Raw genomic sequence first — 14,393 nt, 5'->3', positions numbered from 1 at the left:
GCCGGTGGACGCGCCCGCTGCCTGCGTTAAAGCAAGCCACATGTGGCAACTGTTCCAATTCCCGCTCTGTCCCTTTTCGCGCAAGGTTCGCCTGGTCCTTGGCGAGAAGGGCGTGCCGCATGAACTGGTCCGCGAAAACCCGTGGGAACGGCGCGACGAGTTCATGGACCTCAACCCGGCGGGCGAGACCCCGGTGCTGGTCGAAACCGAGCTTGGCCTGACGCTGATCGGGAGCCAGCCGATCTGCGAATATTTCGACGAGACGGTCGACAAGTCGCCGATGCTCCACGGCAATTCGGCGATGCGCGCCGAGATCCGCCGGCTGACCCAGTGGTTCGACGAGAAATTGTTTCGCGAAGTGGTCGAGCCGCTGATGCACGAGCGGATGCGCAAACGGCTGGTCAGTCGCGAAAGCCCCGATACGGGAGTGCTTCGCCAGGCGATGAAGGTCGCCAACGGGCATCTCGATTACCTCGATTATCTGCTCGACCACCGCCGCTGGATTGCCGGGCCGGGACTGAGCCTGGCCGATTTTGCCGCCGCCGCGCAATTGAGTGTGGTCGACTATCTGGGGGCACTCGACTGGCGCGGGCACAAGCAGACCAGGGACTGGTATGCGGTGATGAAAAGCCGGCCCGCGTTCCGCCCTTTGCTGGGCGAGCGGATGGAAGTGATCGTGCCGCCCGCGCACTACGACAAGGTCGATTTCTAGATCCATTTCCAAATTGATTCCCGGGTCGACTTCAGGGCGATCCGGCCCGCATCCGGGCGCGCGGCGAAGTCGTATCTGCGGCGTAACAAGCCGGGAGCAAGCAGATGAACAAGTTCGCAAAGATCATGGTCGCCGTGGCCGCGATGGTGCTGCCGTCGGCGGCGTGCGCGGGGCACAGCGAGCTGACCGTGCCGCCGTCGGACACGTTCGAACTCGGCGGCGACCAGTCATCGCCGATGTCGGTCGCGGGCAAAAATGTTGGCCAGACCGGGGTGGTTATCCTGTCGCGCAGCAAGACGGGCGAAACCAGCATCGCCAGCGTCGCCCCGGGCGGGACCTTTGCGCATGACTTTGCGGTCGGCGAGACCGCGCTGATCCGCAACGCGTCGGCCGCTACGCCTGCCCGGCTGAGCGTCGACTTCAGCGGATCGCCGTCGAGCCTGTCGATGACCTATTCGCTGCCGCCCAAAAAATAGCGGCTTACCGCAGCAGGGGCCACAGCAGCATGACGATCCCGACCATGCTGACCATGAACGCGACGCTGCGGACGACGGGGATGCCTGCGGCGTAAAGCGGCAGATAGATGACCCGTGCGCCGAGCCACAGCATGGCACCGAGCATGGTCAGGGCGCTGGTCCGGTGGGTCGCTTCGATCATCAGGATGGCAGCGGCGACGATCGGGAAGGTTTCGAAGAAATTGGCCTGCGCTCGTTCCATCCGCCCGACCAGCGGGCTTGGCGGAGGGACAGCCTCGTCGCGTGCGCCCATGTTCCACTTGGTACCATATTGCTTCGTCCTGACCCGCCCTGCGGCGAAGACGTGGATCAGCGCCAGCAGGCAGCCCCACGCTAGTATCCTGAGTTCGATGCTGATCATAAAGTCCCCCTGTGCGTGTCCCGGTGTGGCGGGTGGCGGGGACGCTGTCAAAGCGGGGGGCGTCGCGCTAGGCTGTGGTCATGGCGATCCATGAAATCGACGGCGCCGTGCCGCTGCTGGGCGCGGGATCATGGGTCGCGCCCTCGGCCGACCTGATCGGCGAAGTCATCCTGGGCGCGAACGCCAGCGTGTGGTTCGGGGCGGTGATCCGCGCCGACAATACGCCGATCGGGATCGGGTCGATGAGCAATGTCCAGGATGGCGCCATTTGCCACAGCGATCCCGGCGCGCCGCTGACGGTGGGCGCACAGGTCACCGTCGGGCACCAGGCGATCCTTCATGGCTGCACTGTCGGGGCGGGATGCCTGATCGGGATGGGCGCGCGGGTGCTCAACCATGCCGAGATTGGCGCCGGCTGCCTGGTCGGGGCAGGGGCGCTGGTGACCGAAGGCAAGAGCTTTGCCGCGGGGATGCTGATCGTCGGATCGCCGGCGCGAGCCATGCGGGCGCTGACCCGGGAGGAGCAGCAGCGGCTGCTGGAATCGGCGGTGCATTATGCCGACAAGGCGGCGCGCTATGCGGCGGGCTTGCGGTTACATCGGTGACACTTGGCGGCGGCGCGCCGACGTCCCATCTTGGCTGCATGATCGACATCCGCCCCTTCGCTTCGCTCGGCCACGCCGACCATGGCTGGCTTGACGCCCGCCACCATTTTTCGTTCGCCAGCTATCATGAGCCCGCCCGCATGGGGTGGGGCGCGATCCGGGTGTGGAACGACGATCGCATTGCCGCGAAATCGGGCTTCCCGCCGCATCCCCACCGCGACATGGAGATCGTCACCTATGTGCGGACAGGCGCGATCACTCACCAGGATTCGCTTGGCAACAAGGGCCGCACCGGGGCCGGCGACGTGCAGGTGATGAGCGCCGGCACGGGGGTCACCCACTCCGAATATAACCTCGAGGACGAAGAGACGACGCTGTTCCAGATCTGGATCGAAAGCGATCGCCGCGGGGTCAAGCCCGGCTGGGGCGCGATGCCCTTTCCCAAGGCGGCACGCGACGGGTCGTTTCAGCTACTGGCAAGCGGGGACGAAAGCGACGGTGCGCTGACCATCCATGCCGATGCCAGGGTGCTGGGGGCGACGCTCGCGGCGGGCGAGACGCTGGTCTACGAAGCCGATCCAGGCCGGCACTTGTACCTTGTCCCGTCGGCGGCGGTGACCGTCAATGGCGTGGCGGCGGGGGCGCGTGACGGGATTGCGATCACGGGCGAGGCGCGGGTCGAAATTGTGGCGAGCGAGGCCGCCGAACTGGTGCTGGTGGACGCCCGGTAGAAACCTGCCTGCTTGACCCGGCGGCGCGGTTGGCGGCATGAGGCCGCGGGGGCTGGAGGATCGCGGTCGGCGCCGTGCAACAAGGCATTTGAATGATGAACTTCTCGCGCGGACGGCAGATGATGCGCCGCGCTTTCCTGGGCGGAGTGGCGGGGATCGTTGCCGGCGTGTTGCCGGTGGCGGCGCTTGGCCAGGCCGCGCCTGCCAATAGCAGTGGCAATTCGAGCGGCAATAGCGCGGGCACGATCGGCCCGGCGCAGCTGCGCGACTTTTCGCTCGGCAGCAAACCTGCGGCGCAAGTGCCGCCGTCGACCGACGTCCCGCCCGACCTGATCACGCCCCGCGCCGTGCCGGGCCGCCCGCGCACCCCGCCGCGGGAAACGGCGCCGGCGACGAACACTGCCCCGGCCCGGACGACTGCGCCGCCGCCAGCGCCCGCCACGGTGACCACTCCGTCGGCAGCGCGCCCGGTCGCGGTGGCACCGCCGCAGCCGGTCGCGAACCAGCCGTCGAGCGGCGGCGGGGTGACTGTCACGCTGCCGCCCGCCGATCCGCTGGGCACCAGCCCCACGCCGGCCAATGAGAATGGGGTCGCGGGGATCGCCGGACAGCCAATCGGCTCCACCGGGTCGCTGTCCCCCGATAGCGAGGGCAGCGCGCGCTTTCTGCCGTGGCTGATCGCGCTGCTGCTCGCTGGCGGGGCGGTGGTGGCCTGGCTGCTGCGGGCCCGCTGGCGGCGCGAGCCGGCGTATGACGGTGCGGGGACTTTTGTGCCCGAGCGGCCCGAGCCGGTCGGCTACGTCCCGCCGCAGGCGCCGCCAGCGCCTGAAGCCATCCCCGAGCGTCAACGAGCCCCGACCGCAGCGCCGCTGCTGCGAGCGCCGGTCAGCGGCGGGATAACGGTCAAGCGGCCCGACGGCTTTGCTCCGGTTGCGCCGCCGCCGCCTCCGCCAACCCCATCGACCACGCCATCGCTGCAGACCATGGGAATCGTCTCGACCCGGCTCAGGCCATGGCTCGAGATCGAGCTGGTCCCGAGCCGCGCCATCGTCGACGAGGCGCAGGCCAGCGTCGAGTTCGACGTTGTCGTCACCAACAGCGGCAACGGCCCGGCCCGCCAGGTGCTGGTCGAGGCGTGCATGATCAATGCCGGCGAGGAGCAGGACGACGAGCTCAAGCGCTTCTTCGACGCGCCGGTCGGGGCGGGGGACCGGATCGACGCGATCGCGCCGCTCTCGACGATCACGCTGAAGAGCGCGGTCAGCCTGCCGCTGGCCCAGGTTCGGGCTTACGAGGTCGGCGGGCGGAGATTGTTCGTGCCGATCGTGGCGTTCAACGCGCTTTATGAGTGGGGCACCGCCAAGGGCCAGACCTCGGCCAGCTTCCTGCTTGGCCGCGCCACCGGGGTCAGCGACGAAGTGCCTGGTGACGAGGGCGAGGCGCCGACCATCGACCGCCGAATGGCGCCGCTCCGCCTCGACCTAGGCCCGCGCGTCTTCCGCCGGCTTGATGCGCGGCGGCATTCGATGGGCAAGAGACGCTAGTTCGCGAAGAACGGCACCGGGCTGGCACAGCGCTTCAAACAAGAACGCCCCTACTTCTTCAGCAACACAAGATCGTAGGTAGAGGTCATCGGTTTGCCGCCGCCCTTGGGCGGGGTCTTCTCGGCGAGAGCATTGGTGCTGCAGGTCGCGACCGGAGTGTAGAGCGGATTGGTACTGGCGTGCGCCGACGACATGTCGGACTGCGCCTTGTAATAATCATAGCCCTTCTTCGATTGCCACATGTGGATCAGCGGGGAGACGGTGCGCTGCTTGATGAGGGTGACGTGGCCGACGTAATTCTTTGCGGTCGAGCCGTCGCCGAACGCCGATAGCGGCACGGTGAACCGGACGGTCGGCGCGCTCGCGTCGCCCGACAGGTCGCAAGTTGCGCCCTTGGGTTGATCAGCGCCGTCGGCTGCACGGATGACGCACGTGTTGTTCATGCCGCGGCCGTTGTTTGCGCCGGTGCCCTTGGTGTTGATGGCGTGGGCCGAGACCACAGGCGCGCCATCAGGGCCGGTCGAAACCGCAATCTCGATCCCGCCGTCGCCGCTAGAGTCGAACGAGACGGTACCGGTGCCGGAGAGGGAAGCCGGCGAACCGGACAGCGCACAATCGAAGCTGCGGAAGTTCGAGACCATCCACGCTTTCTGCTTGACGCCGACCATGGCCGACCCGTCCTGCGCAAGGCCCAACGAGGGCGTGAACAATAACGCGGTGGCGGTGACAAGCTTCAGGCTGCGCATAGGTCCACTCCCCGACTCGGCGCGTGATCGCGTCCGGCAACGGGAGGATAGCATGGATCGGCGCATCAGCGTGTTTCGGGGGCGGTGAGGGGGTGGCGAAGGACGATCAGGGTCATCAGCGCCGCCGCGCCGGTCGCGATCCACAGCGTGCCGAGCCCGAGCCAGCCGAACGTCAGCGCGCCCGTGATCGCCCCGGCGACCAGCCCGAGCCACAGCAGAAGGAACGGCGCCCAGGCCCAGCGATCGCCGCCGCTGAGAGCGGTGGCGAGCCGCTGGCCGATGCGGACCAATGTACCGGTCATGTAGGTGACGCCGAGGCGGACATCTCCCTTGCCGTCGAGGGCGCCGTCGAGGATCATGTTGATGGCGCCCATCGCCACCGCGACGACGGCAAAGGTGGCGAGCGGCGGCGCCAGGGGGGCGAGGATCGCGGCGAGCGCAAGCAGCGCGGTGACCAGCAGCAGCACGACCGGCGCGCGGCGCGGGCCGGCGCGCTGGCCGATGAGCGCGGCGATCATCACGCCGGCAACGAACGCCGCGACGAGGGCGAGCGCAGTCGCGGCAAAGGCGGCATTGCGCGCAACCCCGACGGCAAGACGGGTCGAATTGCCGCTCATGAACGAGACGAAGAAGCCACCCGTGCCAAGAAAACCGATCGCGTCGACGAACCCGGCGAGCGCGGACAGGGCGGCGGCGAGCAGGCGCGAGCGGGTGTCGAGACTGGTCATTTACGAGACTGGTAGGCTTGGTGCGTTTGTTGGCTCGCCTGTCGCTGTCGCTCGCTCGCGGGTCGCTGCCGCTCGCGAGTCTTCGTTGGCTCGCCTTTCGCTGCCGCTCGCTCGCTCGCTGGCGAATGTTCACACATGTTCGCGGTGATGACGAGTTTTCCGGATCCTGTTTCTCCGCCTTGCGGGAGGGTGACGTGAGGCAGGGCAGGTGAGTCGGCACGCATCGGATCGGGCTAGGCGCATCGGTTGGCTGTAGGACAGGAAATTCGTGAGGATGCGCTGCTCAAGCCGATGGACAGCCCGCCCAGCCATCGGATAGCGCGGTTCGGTCACCTCGATGAAAGCTGGCCATGTCCCTGACGAAACTGCTCGTGCCGACTTTCACGCAGATGCTCGGCACACTGTCCGGATGGCTGACCAAGGCGCAGGAGCAAATGCCGGGTGACGAAGCCGAGACCCTGCTGTCCGCGCGACTGGCGCCGGACATGTTTCCGCTCTCGACCCAGATCCGCTTTGCCTGCATGCAGGCGCAGGAAGCGGTGGCGCGGCTGACCGGACAGGATCTCCCCGATGCGGTCGCGACCCTGCTCGATGAAGGGCGCAATGCGGGCGAGCGGCCCGGCTCGATCACGGATGCCCAGGCCCGGATTGCGGAGACGCTGGCATTGCTGGACGGCCTTGCGCCCGATGCGCTCGACCGGGAGCCGGACAGCGCCCTTGCCCACCCGCTTCCGAACGGCATGACGCTGGATTTGACCGCAGAGCAATATGCGCGCGACTGGACGCTCGCCCAGTTTTATTTCCACGTCATGACTGCCTATGCGATCCTGCGCAGCCACAAGGTGGCGCTCGGGAAGGCCGATTACGTGCCGCACCTGCTGCCTTATTTCCGACCGCAAGTGGCGCCTGGCGCCTGACCGTCGGCGAACGACGTGACCGCAGGCGCGGCGCGCAAGATGCGACTCCACCAGAGCCCGACGCAATGTAGGCCATGGAACGCCTTCGGCTGCGCCGGGTTAAGTCATTGGGGGAATGACAGGAGTTTTTGCAGCAATGACATCCAATTTCGCCCGCGCGGTTCTCGCGGCGCCGCTCGTGCTGCTTGCCAGCACGGCCATTGCGCAAAGCTCGCCGACCGGTTCACCCGATGCCCGGCCACCGATGTTCAGGCCCCAGTCGCGCCAGCTTCCCCCGGCCGCGGCGCCCGACATGCAGGCTGTGCTCAACGGGCTCGCCAAGCTGGGTGCCCGCCCGATCCATTCGCTGACCCCGGCCCGGGCCCGCGCCCAGCCGTCGCCCGCCGATGCCGTCGCCGTCGTGCTTCGCCGGCGCGGGATGAGCACTGCGCCCGATCCCTCGGTCGTCACCCGCGAACTCGCCTATGGCCCCGACAAGGAACAGGTCGTCCGCATCTACACCCCTGCCGGACGCACGCGCGGACTGCTGCCGACGGTCGTCTATTATCATGGTGGCGGGTGGGTCATCGCCAATCTCGACGTCTATGACTCGACCCCGCGAATGCTGGCGAAGAAGCTTAACGCGATGGTCGTGTCGGTCGAATATCGCCACGCGCCCGAGTTTAAATTCCCGGCGCAGCATGACGATGCCGTCACCGCCTATCGCTACACGCTGGCCAACGCGGCGAAGTGGGGCGGGGATGTCCGCCGGCTGGCCTTTGTCGGTGAGAGCGCTGGCGGCAACCTTGCCATCACCACTGCGATTGCCGCACGTGACCAGCATCTGCCGATGCCGCGCCACATCGTCTCAGTCTATCCGATCGCCAATTCGAGCATGATGCTGCCCTCGCGCCGGATGGCGGCCAATGCCAAGCCGCTGAGCACCCCCGACCTGCCGTGGTTCGGCTATTATTACACTCGAACCCCGGCTGATTTGCAGGATCCGCGAATCAACCTGGTCAAGGCAGACCTGCGCGGGCTTCCGCCGGTGACGATCGTCAGCGCGCAAATCGATCCGTTGCTGTCGGACGGGCTGACGCTGACCACCGCGCTTCGCCGCGCCGGGGTGAGTGTGGAGCAGCACACCTTTCCCGGAGTGACTCATGAATTCTTCGGCATGGGCGCGGTCGTTCGCGGCGCGGCAGCGGCCAATGACTATGCCGTCGCTCGCCTCCGCCCGGTGCTCGACCGCCGATAGGGCCGCGGCGGTTCGGCGGAGCGGGCGTTTTGACGACGGCTCGATCTTGGGTATCATCGCGGGGTGATGGCCAGCGACGATTATTACGCGATCCTCGGAGTCGCTCCGGGCGCGCAAATTGCGGTGATCCAGGCGGCGTACCGCGACTTGATGCGGCGGTTCCACCCCGACGTGAACGCAACCGCCGAAGCCGACGCCCGGGCCAAGGCGATCAACGAGGCCTATGCCTGCCTGCGCGACGAGGCACGGCGGGCGAGCTATGACTGGCAGCGTGGGGCGCGGTCGGCGAATGCACGATCGGCCCGGGCACGGTCGGCCTACGCGCGGTCGGCCTATGCCCGGTATGCCGATGTCGAATCGAAGCCTCAGCGATCGCGACCGGGGTGGAGTGGGCCAAGTAGCGCCGGGGTGCGATCGAAAGCGTTCACGCTGACGTGGGGCAAGGCGGTAGGGCTGGGCATTGCGGCGCTGATCACGCTGATCACCTTCGCGATGACCTCGGCGACGCCCCCGCCGGGTGCGGTGGTGATAGGCCGCGACGGGGAGGTGGTGATGAAGGTGGTGGCAGGGCCGGATTTACCCGACGCATTCAGTAGCGGTCGAAACCGTGGGCGTCCTGGCCGATGAACGTCCATTCGCCGCTGCCATTTTTGAAGAAATAGCCGGTGGTGGCCGCCTTGGCCTTGATGCCGTAATTTTGCGTCACATAGACGTCAGACTTGCAGAAATAGGCGCCGGGGGGATGCTCGCCGATCAGCGGGCGTGCATCGGCATCGACGTTCCCGGGATCGATCCGTTCCCAGTTGCAATTGGCTACGGTCACCTTGTCGATCGGGTCGATGTTGCGCAGGGCCAGGATGCCGCCTTCGATCTGAAGCTCTTTTAACAGCGTCGTGCGATCAATGACGGTCGCAATCGCCTCGTTGGGAAATTCACTGGCCTTTGCCACCGGGCGACCCTCGAACATGTCGGCCAGCGCCAACTCTCCGGCGATATAGCCAGTTTTCGCCTCAACCTCGGTCGGCGGGCCGTAGGCGGGATCGGGCAAGGACGAGCATGCCGAGAGCGAAAGCGCGACCAGCGCGAATAATTTACGCAAGGAAGATCTCCAGCAGTTCAGTCCGCCATATGCCGGATCAAGATTAGCATCTTCTAAATCGCGGTGCCGACCATATTATAGCTGTGCCACGCCAGCACCGCCGCGGCGCCGCGGTGGGGGCTCCACTTCTCGGCGAGGGCGCGGAGCTGTTTTTCGCTGGGGCGGTCGGGGAGGCCGAGGAGGCGGCCGACTTCGATCTGGACGGCGAGGTCGCCGGCGGGCCAGATGTCGGGGCGGCCTTCGGCGAACAGCAGATAAATCTCCGCTGACCAGCGGCCGATGCCCTTGATCCGGGTGAGTAGCGCGATCGCTTCCTCGTCGTCGGCGGGCAAATGGGCGAGGTCGAGTTCGCCCGAGCGGACAAGCGCGGCGAGACTTTTGAGATAGGACGCCTTCTGGCGCGACTGGCCGAGTGCGCGCAGTTCCTCGTCGGTCGCGGCGAGGATGGCGTCGAGATCGGGGGGCGAGCCGAATGCGCCTTCCAATTTGGCCCACATCGAGCGCGCGGCGGCGACGCTGACCTGCTGGCCGACGATGGTCCGCATCAGGCTGGCGACCCCGCGATCGGACTGGCGCGGTTCGGGGTGGCCGTGGCTGGCGAGGACCTTCGCAAAGCCGGGCTCGATCGCGGCGAGCGCGTCAAGGCTGGCGTGGAGGGTTTCCACGCTGTGGACCATCAGACGATGCTGGCCGCGTAAAGGGCGATGGCGGCGGCGTTGGAAACGTTGAGGCTTTCGACCGCAGCAGAGATCGGCAGGCGGGCGAGCGCGTCGCTATGGTCGCGGGTGTTGGCGCGCATGCCGGGTCCCTCGGCGCCAAGGATCAGCGCGACGCGGGGCGGGCCGAGCGCGTCCTTGAGGTCGGTCGTGGCGTCGCCGGTCAGGCCGATGCGCCAGAAGTCGGCTTCGGCGATTTCCTCCAGCGCGCGGGCGAGGTTGACGACGCGAACCCACGGCACCCGTTCGAGCGCGCCCGAGGCGGCTTTGGCGAGGACCCCGCCCTCGGTCGGCGAGTGGCGGTCCTGGGTGACGATGCCGATCGCCCCGAACGCCGCGGCCGAGCGGAAGATAGCGCCGACATTATGCGGGTCGGTGACCTGGTCGAGGACGAGGAGGACGCCTTTCGGGGGGGCGTCGGCGAGGACGTCACCGAGCCACACATCCTCGAGCGGATCGACTTCGATGACGAGGCCCTGGTGGGGGGCGTCGTTGGGGACGAGGCGGCCAAGGTCGGCGACATCGGCCATGGTCACCGGGATGTCGGCGGGGAAGTTCATCAGCGCGGCACCCTCGCGCGTCGCCCAGGCGCGAAGCACGCGGCGATCGGGATTGTCGAGCGCGGCGGCGACCGCGTGGCGGCCCCAGAGACGCGGGCGGTTGCTGCTGTGGGCGGGGTGGGAACGCTTGCGGGCCATGCGCGTCCCCATGCGGCGCGAACGGGCTCAGAGCAAGGGGAAGGCGACCGCGACTTCGGTCCCGCTACCGACCACCGAGCGAATATCGAGCGCGGCGCGGTGACGTTCGGCGATATGCTTGACGATCGACAGGCCCAGCCCGGTACCGCCCGAATCGCGGCTGCGCGCGGCGTCGATGCGATAGAAACGCTCGGTCAGGCGAGGGAGGTGATCGGGCGATATGCCCTCGCCCTGATCGATGATGCGAAGCGTTGCGCGGTCAGCGGTGGTTCTGGTTTCAATGTGAACTGGAGTGCCGCCGCCATAGCGCACGGCATTGGCGACGAGATTGTCGGTGAGCTGGAGCAATTGGCCGAAATCACCCGCGACGGGGCCGGCGGGCGCCACGTCGAGGATGATCTCGCATTGACGCAGCGCAGCGAGTGGGGCGGCGTTGACGGCGGCGATGCGGGCGATCTCGTCGAGCATGATCGGATCGGTCGGGGGGACGAAGCGGTCGGCCTCGATCCGCGACAGGCTCATCAGATCCTCGACGATGCGCAGCATCCGCCGCGCCTCGCCGTGGATGGTGGTGCCGAAGCGGATGCGAAGGTCGTCGGGGATGGCGCCCTCTTCGGCCAGCGTCTCGGCATAGCCGATCATGGTGGTCAGCGGGGTGCGCAGTTCATGGCTGGCGTTGGCGACGAAATCGGTTCGCATCCGCTCGGCCGAAAGGGTCGCGCTGCGGTCGATCAGGCGGACGAGCTGAACCCCGTCGGGCAGCGGGCGGACGATGATCGTCCACGGCTGCTCGCGCCCGCCCAAAGCACCGATCTCGCGCGATCCGCCGCGCCCCGGAAGAATGACCTCGAGCGCATCGGGGTGGCGCAGCACGAAGCGGATGTCGCGCCCGACGATGCGCTCGCCGAGCAGGGCAAGGGCCGGGACGTTGGCGGCGGCGACCCGCTCATTCTCGACGACGAGGGCGGGTTCCTCGATCGCGTCGAGCAGGGCAATCGAGAGGGTCGGGAGTGCCATGCCCCCCCTTAGCCGGTCAGGCGGTGGGGTGGCCAGTCTCCCCTGAGCCGATCAGGCGGTGCGGTAATCGGGCTCCCCTGAGCCGATCAGGCGGTGGGGCAATCAGAGGCGCGCCGGCGGCGATGCGCGCGCCACGCGCCGATGACGAGGATGAGGAGGATGGGGTAGCTCCAGAACACGGTCGCCGCGCCATAGGCCCGCGGCAGGAGCGACCAGTCGATCGCCTTGAGCACATGACCGATCAGGGTGGTCAGCTGAAGGCCGGCAATCCACAAGGGCCAGAAGCGCGAGCTGCCCAGCGCGATTGCGGTAAAGCCGGCGAAGGTGGCGAGATCGACCGCGAACACCCCGGTTTCGACCGAGGCGAAGCGGTGCGTGACCGGCTGCAGCAAGAGTTGTGTCATCACCACCGCGCCGACGCACAGCGCTGCCGCCAGCCGACTTTCGCGATCGCCGCGCCAGAAGGAATAGGCTGCGGTCGCGGCCAGCAGCACGGCGAAGAAGAGGAGCCTGGTCATGGCGAAGCGGCCGGACCGCAGCAAAGCGACCCGGCCAGCATCATCTCAGGCAACGACGCGCAGCGGCGCGACGGCGGTTTTGGGGGGACATTCGGCGTCGCCGAAGCTGACCGTGCGAAGGCCCGGGACGACCGACTTGGCGTCGAGCAGGGCGGCGTGGCAATTGCCCATCCCGCCACGGGCGACGACCAGCGAATGAAGCGTGGTGGCAAGATGCTCGAGGGCGTCATGCCCGGTGCGGACGCCGACGCCGGCGACACTGCGCGCGCGCATCATGCGGCCCTGAAGCTCGGCGATCTCGGAAAGGGCGTTGTCGATCGTATCCTCGACCGTGCGGACCTGCTCGGCGACATCGAAGGCGGCGTTCTCGATCATCTGTTTGCGCATGGCTGTTCCTTTGCCCCGGCTCGAAGTGCGGGATGGCTGGGCCAGCATCAGGGATCAGCGCCGTATCAGTGACCCATCAACCGGGAGAGGCTTTCCAGACCGGCGAGATACATTCCCGCCGAAAAGGTCGTGCCAATCGCGATGCCGACTATCCAGGTCAGTTTCTGAGCGACGCTCATCTCATTGCTGGGATGGCTCCTCGTTGCGAACGGCAAAACCAAAGGGGACCGGGAAAGCGTCTTCTGCTCGGTTTCGAAGCCGGTATCCCCGGCCCCCTCTGCACGATCAGCGTGCCGAATCTGATAACTGATCGCCCCGCTTTGATGCGCAATATTATCTGGTTCGGCGATGTACGGCGGTTGATGTATCAATGGCTGATATGCGGCCGGGGGCCGTGACGGGGGCTGGGGCTGAAGGGCGCCCGACCGCTGGTCGCCCTCGATCAGCATTCGCGCCGCCTGGCTGCGCCGTTCGACCCCCAGCACCTGTAGCGCGCCGCGGATGCGCTGGTCGACGGTGTGCGGCGAAATGCCATGCTGGAGCGCGATTTCCTTTGACGACAGATGCTGGGCGACAAGGCGCAGGCAATCCGCCTGCCCCTTGGTCAAGCGGTCGACCGGCCGGATATCCGGATGGTCCATCGCGTTAAACTCCCTCAGCGACGAAGCCGCAGTTGCCATGAACCGTCCCCCAACTTGGCGACAGCCTACAGGCTTGAACCGCAAGTTGCACGCTAAGAGTTAATAGTCTGAATGTGCTGCAAGTTAATACAGCAAGACAATATGGGGCGACTACCGTGCGATGCCGAAATAGGCTGCCGGAAAGAGTTTTAGCATACATGAAATTCCTGGCTTAAACTGTATCAGTTCAGACCATGCCCTTGTAATGCTCACCAGTGATTCGCCGCACCGTGCCCGAACTGGCGCGCATGACGATGCTTTCAGTCTTGAGCAGTCCGCCGCGAAGACGTTTGACGCCCGACAGCAACGATCCGTCGGTTACCCCGGTGGCGGCGAAGATGCAGTCGCCGCTGGCCATTTCTTCAAGCTGGTAAATGCGGTCGAGATCCTCGATCCCCCAGCGGCGGGCGCGGGCGCGCTCGTCGTCGTTGCGGAAGAACAGCCGGCCTTCCATCTGCCCGCCGATGCAACGCAGCGCGGCGGCGGCTAGCACGCCCTCGGGCGCGCCGCCTTGGCCCAGATAAATGTCGACCCCGGTGTCGGGATCGGTCGTGGCGATGATCCCGGCGACGTCGCCATCGGGGATGAGCATGATCCCGCAGCCCAGCGCGCGAAGCTCTGCAATGATCGCCGAGTGGCGCGGGCGATCGAGCACGCAGGCCATGATCTCGCCGACCTCGACCCCCTTGGCCTTGGCCAGCGCGGTGACATTCTGCGTCGGCGAGCGGGTCAGGCTGACGAGGCCGGGCTCATAGCCGGGGCCGATCGCGATCTTGTCCATATAGGTGTCGGGGGCGTTGAGGAGGTGGCCCTGCTCGGCGATGGCGAGCACGGCAAGCGCGTTGGGCCCGGCCTTGGCGGTGATCGTCGTCCCTTCGAGCGGGTCGAGCGCAATGTCGATCCTGGGGCCAGTGCCCTGCGCCGAGCCGACTTTCTCGCCGATATAAAGCATCGGCGCCTCGTCGCGCTCGCCCTCGCCGATGACGACGGTGCCGTCCATCGGGAGTTCGTTGAGTGCGGCGCGCATCGCTTCGACGGCGGCGGCATCGGCGGCCTTCTCGTCGCCGCGGCCGACCAGCCGGGCCGCGGCGATCGCGGCGGCTTCGGTCACTCGGACCATTTCGAGGACGAGGACGCGGTCGAGGACGCTACTGGCGCGCGGTGTTTCGGACATTGATGGCT

19 protein-coding genes and 1 pseudogene are annotated in these 14,393 nt (G+C 67.0%); 8 read left to right on the top strand and 12 right to left on the bottom strand.

Going from position 1 to position 14,393, the window contains the following annotated elements:
* Positions 1-40: 40 nt before the first annotated feature.
* Both U1700_RS01825 and U1700_RS01820 read left to right on the top strand, forming a co-directional pair.
* Complete coding sequence (locus tag U1700_RS01825) at positions 41-712, top strand: glutathione S-transferase family protein (protein WP_332749634.1); 672 nt, start codon at positions 41-43, stop codon at positions 710-712.
* Positions 713-816: 104 nt separating this feature from the next.
* A complete protein-coding gene (locus tag U1700_RS01820) occupies positions 817-1,188 on the top strand; it encodes a hypothetical protein (RefSeq protein ID WP_332749633.1) in 372 nt (123 codons plus the stop codon).
* Positions 1,189-1,192: 4 nt separating this feature from the next.
* Here U1700_RS01820 and U1700_RS01815 read toward each other — a convergent pair whose 3' ends face one another.
* Positions 1,193-1,585: an MAPEG family protein gene (locus U1700_RS01815; protein WP_332751087.1), complete on the bottom strand. Its 393-nt coding sequence runs from the start codon at positions 1,583-1,585 to the stop codon at positions 1,193-1,195.
* Positions 1,586-1,668: 83 nt separating this feature from the next.
* Between U1700_RS01815 and U1700_RS01810 the strand changes: the two genes are divergently transcribed.
* From U1700_RS01810 to U1700_RS01800, 3 genes are all read left to right on the top strand, one after another.
* Positions 1,669-2,193, top strand: coding sequence for a gamma carbonic anhydrase family protein (locus U1700_RS01810; protein ID WP_332749631.1), 525 nt, complete (start codon positions 1,669-1,671; stop codon positions 2,191-2,193).
* 38 nt (positions 2,194-2,231) lie between these two features.
* A complete protein-coding gene (locus tag U1700_RS01805) occupies positions 2,232-2,924 on the top strand; it encodes a pirin family protein (protein ID WP_332749630.1) in 693 nt (230 codons plus the stop codon).
* 92 nt (positions 2,925-3,016) lie between these two features.
* Complete coding sequence (locus tag U1700_RS01800) at positions 3,017-4,468, top strand: hypothetical protein (RefSeq protein WP_332749629.1); 1,452 nt, start codon at positions 3,017-3,019, stop codon at positions 4,466-4,468.
* A 50-nt stretch (positions 4,469-4,518) separates the two neighbouring features.
* Here U1700_RS01800 and U1700_RS01795 read toward each other — a convergent pair whose 3' ends face one another.
* The gene (locus tag U1700_RS01795) at positions 4,519-5,214 is read right to left on the bottom strand and encodes a hypothetical protein (protein ID WP_332749628.1); all 696 of its coding nucleotides are present in this window, start codon (positions 5,212-5,214) and stop codon (positions 4,519-4,521) included.
* Positions 5,215-5,279: 65 nt separating this feature from the next.
* Positions 5,280-5,942 carry a YoaK family protein gene (locus U1700_RS01790; RefSeq protein WP_332749626.1) on the bottom strand — a complete coding sequence of 221 codons (663 nt, stop codon included), beginning with the start codon at positions 5,940-5,942 and terminating at the stop codon, positions 5,280-5,282.
* Between the two features lie 350 nt (positions 5,943-6,292).
* On the opposite strand from U1700_RS01790, the gene U1700_RS01785 reads away from it, so the two are divergent.
* The 3 genes from U1700_RS01785 (at position 6,293) to U1700_RS01775 (ending at position 8,723) form a co-directional block, all read left to right on the top strand.
* The gene (locus U1700_RS01785) at positions 6,293-6,859 is read left to right on the top strand and encodes a DUF1993 domain-containing protein (RefSeq protein ID WP_332749624.1); all 567 of its coding nucleotides are present in this window, start codon (positions 6,293-6,295) and stop codon (positions 6,857-6,859) included.
* A 136-nt stretch (positions 6,860-6,995) separates the two neighbouring features.
* Positions 6,996-8,096: an alpha/beta hydrolase gene (locus U1700_RS01780; RefSeq protein ID WP_332749623.1), complete on the top strand. Its 1,101-nt coding sequence runs from the start codon at positions 6,996-6,998 to the stop codon at positions 8,094-8,096.
* Positions 8,097-8,162: 66 nt separating this feature from the next.
* Positions 8,163-8,723, top strand: coding sequence for a J domain-containing protein (locus U1700_RS01775; protein ID WP_332749621.1), 561 nt, complete (start codon positions 8,163-8,165; stop codon positions 8,721-8,723).
* Here the strand turns inward: U1700_RS01775 and U1700_RS01770 are convergent.
* The 9 genes and pseudogenes from U1700_RS01770 to glpX all read right to left on the bottom strand — a co-directional run bounded on the left by U1700_RS01770 (position 8,686) and on the right by glpX (position 14,385).
* Positions 8,686-9,195 (bottom strand): hypothetical protein, encoded by a 510-nt coding sequence (locus U1700_RS01770; RefSeq protein ID WP_332749619.1) that lies wholly within the window; start codon positions 9,193-9,195, stop codon positions 8,686-8,688. The genes U1700_RS01775 and U1700_RS01770 overlap by 38 nt on opposite strands.
* Positions 9,196-9,248: 53 nt before the next feature.
* Positions 9,249-9,872, bottom strand: a complete 624-nt coding sequence (locus tag U1700_RS01765) for a DNA-3-methyladenine glycosylase family protein (RefSeq protein WP_332749617.1) — start codon at positions 9,870-9,872, stop codon at positions 9,249-9,251.
* Positions 9,872-10,609, bottom strand: coding sequence for a TrmH family RNA methyltransferase (locus U1700_RS01760; RefSeq protein ID WP_332749615.1), 738 nt, complete (start codon positions 10,607-10,609; stop codon positions 9,872-9,874). Before U1700_RS01760 ends, U1700_RS01765 begins: the two co-directional genes overlap by 1 nt.
* Before the next feature lie 27 nt (positions 10,610-10,636).
* Complete coding sequence (locus U1700_RS15555; protein ID WP_443025893.1) at positions 10,637-11,131, bottom strand: ATP-binding protein; 495 nt, start codon at positions 11,129-11,131, stop codon at positions 10,637-10,639.
* A pseudogene (locus U1700_RS15550) lies at positions 11,120-11,308 on the bottom strand (histidine kinase dimerization/phospho-acceptor domain-containing protein); the annotation flags it as partial. The pseudogene U1700_RS15550 and the gene U1700_RS15555, both read right to left, overlap by 12 nt.
* A 404-nt stretch (positions 11,309-11,712) precedes the next feature.
* Entirely contained in the window at positions 11,713-12,144 is a 432-nt protein-coding gene (locus tag U1700_RS01750) for a hypothetical protein (RefSeq protein WP_332749611.1), read from the bottom strand.
* Positions 12,145-12,189: 45 nt separating this feature from the next.
* Positions 12,190-12,531, bottom strand: coding sequence for a hypothetical protein (locus U1700_RS01745; RefSeq protein ID WP_332749609.1), 342 nt, complete (start codon positions 12,529-12,531; stop codon positions 12,190-12,192).
* 65 nt (positions 12,532-12,596) lie between these two features.
* Positions 12,597-13,172 carry a helix-turn-helix transcriptional regulator gene (locus tag U1700_RS01740; protein ID WP_332749607.1) on the bottom strand — a complete coding sequence of 192 codons (576 nt, stop codon included), beginning with the start codon at positions 13,170-13,172 and terminating at the stop codon, positions 12,597-12,599.
* A 226-nt stretch (positions 13,173-13,398) separates the two neighbouring features.
* A complete protein-coding gene (glpX, locus tag U1700_RS01735) occupies positions 13,399-14,385 on the bottom strand; it encodes a class II fructose-bisphosphatase (protein WP_332749605.1) in 987 nt (328 codons plus the stop codon).
* Positions 14,386-14,393 lie beyond the last annotated feature (8 nt).

Origin of the sequence: Sphingomonas sp. RB1R13, assembly GCF_036663775.1 — a bacterium.
In the GTDB taxonomy this organism is placed as follows: Bacteria; Pseudomonadota; Alphaproteobacteria; order Sphingomonadales; family Sphingomonadaceae; genus Sphingomicrobium.
This window is presented reverse-complemented; position numbering and strand designations above follow the sequence as displayed.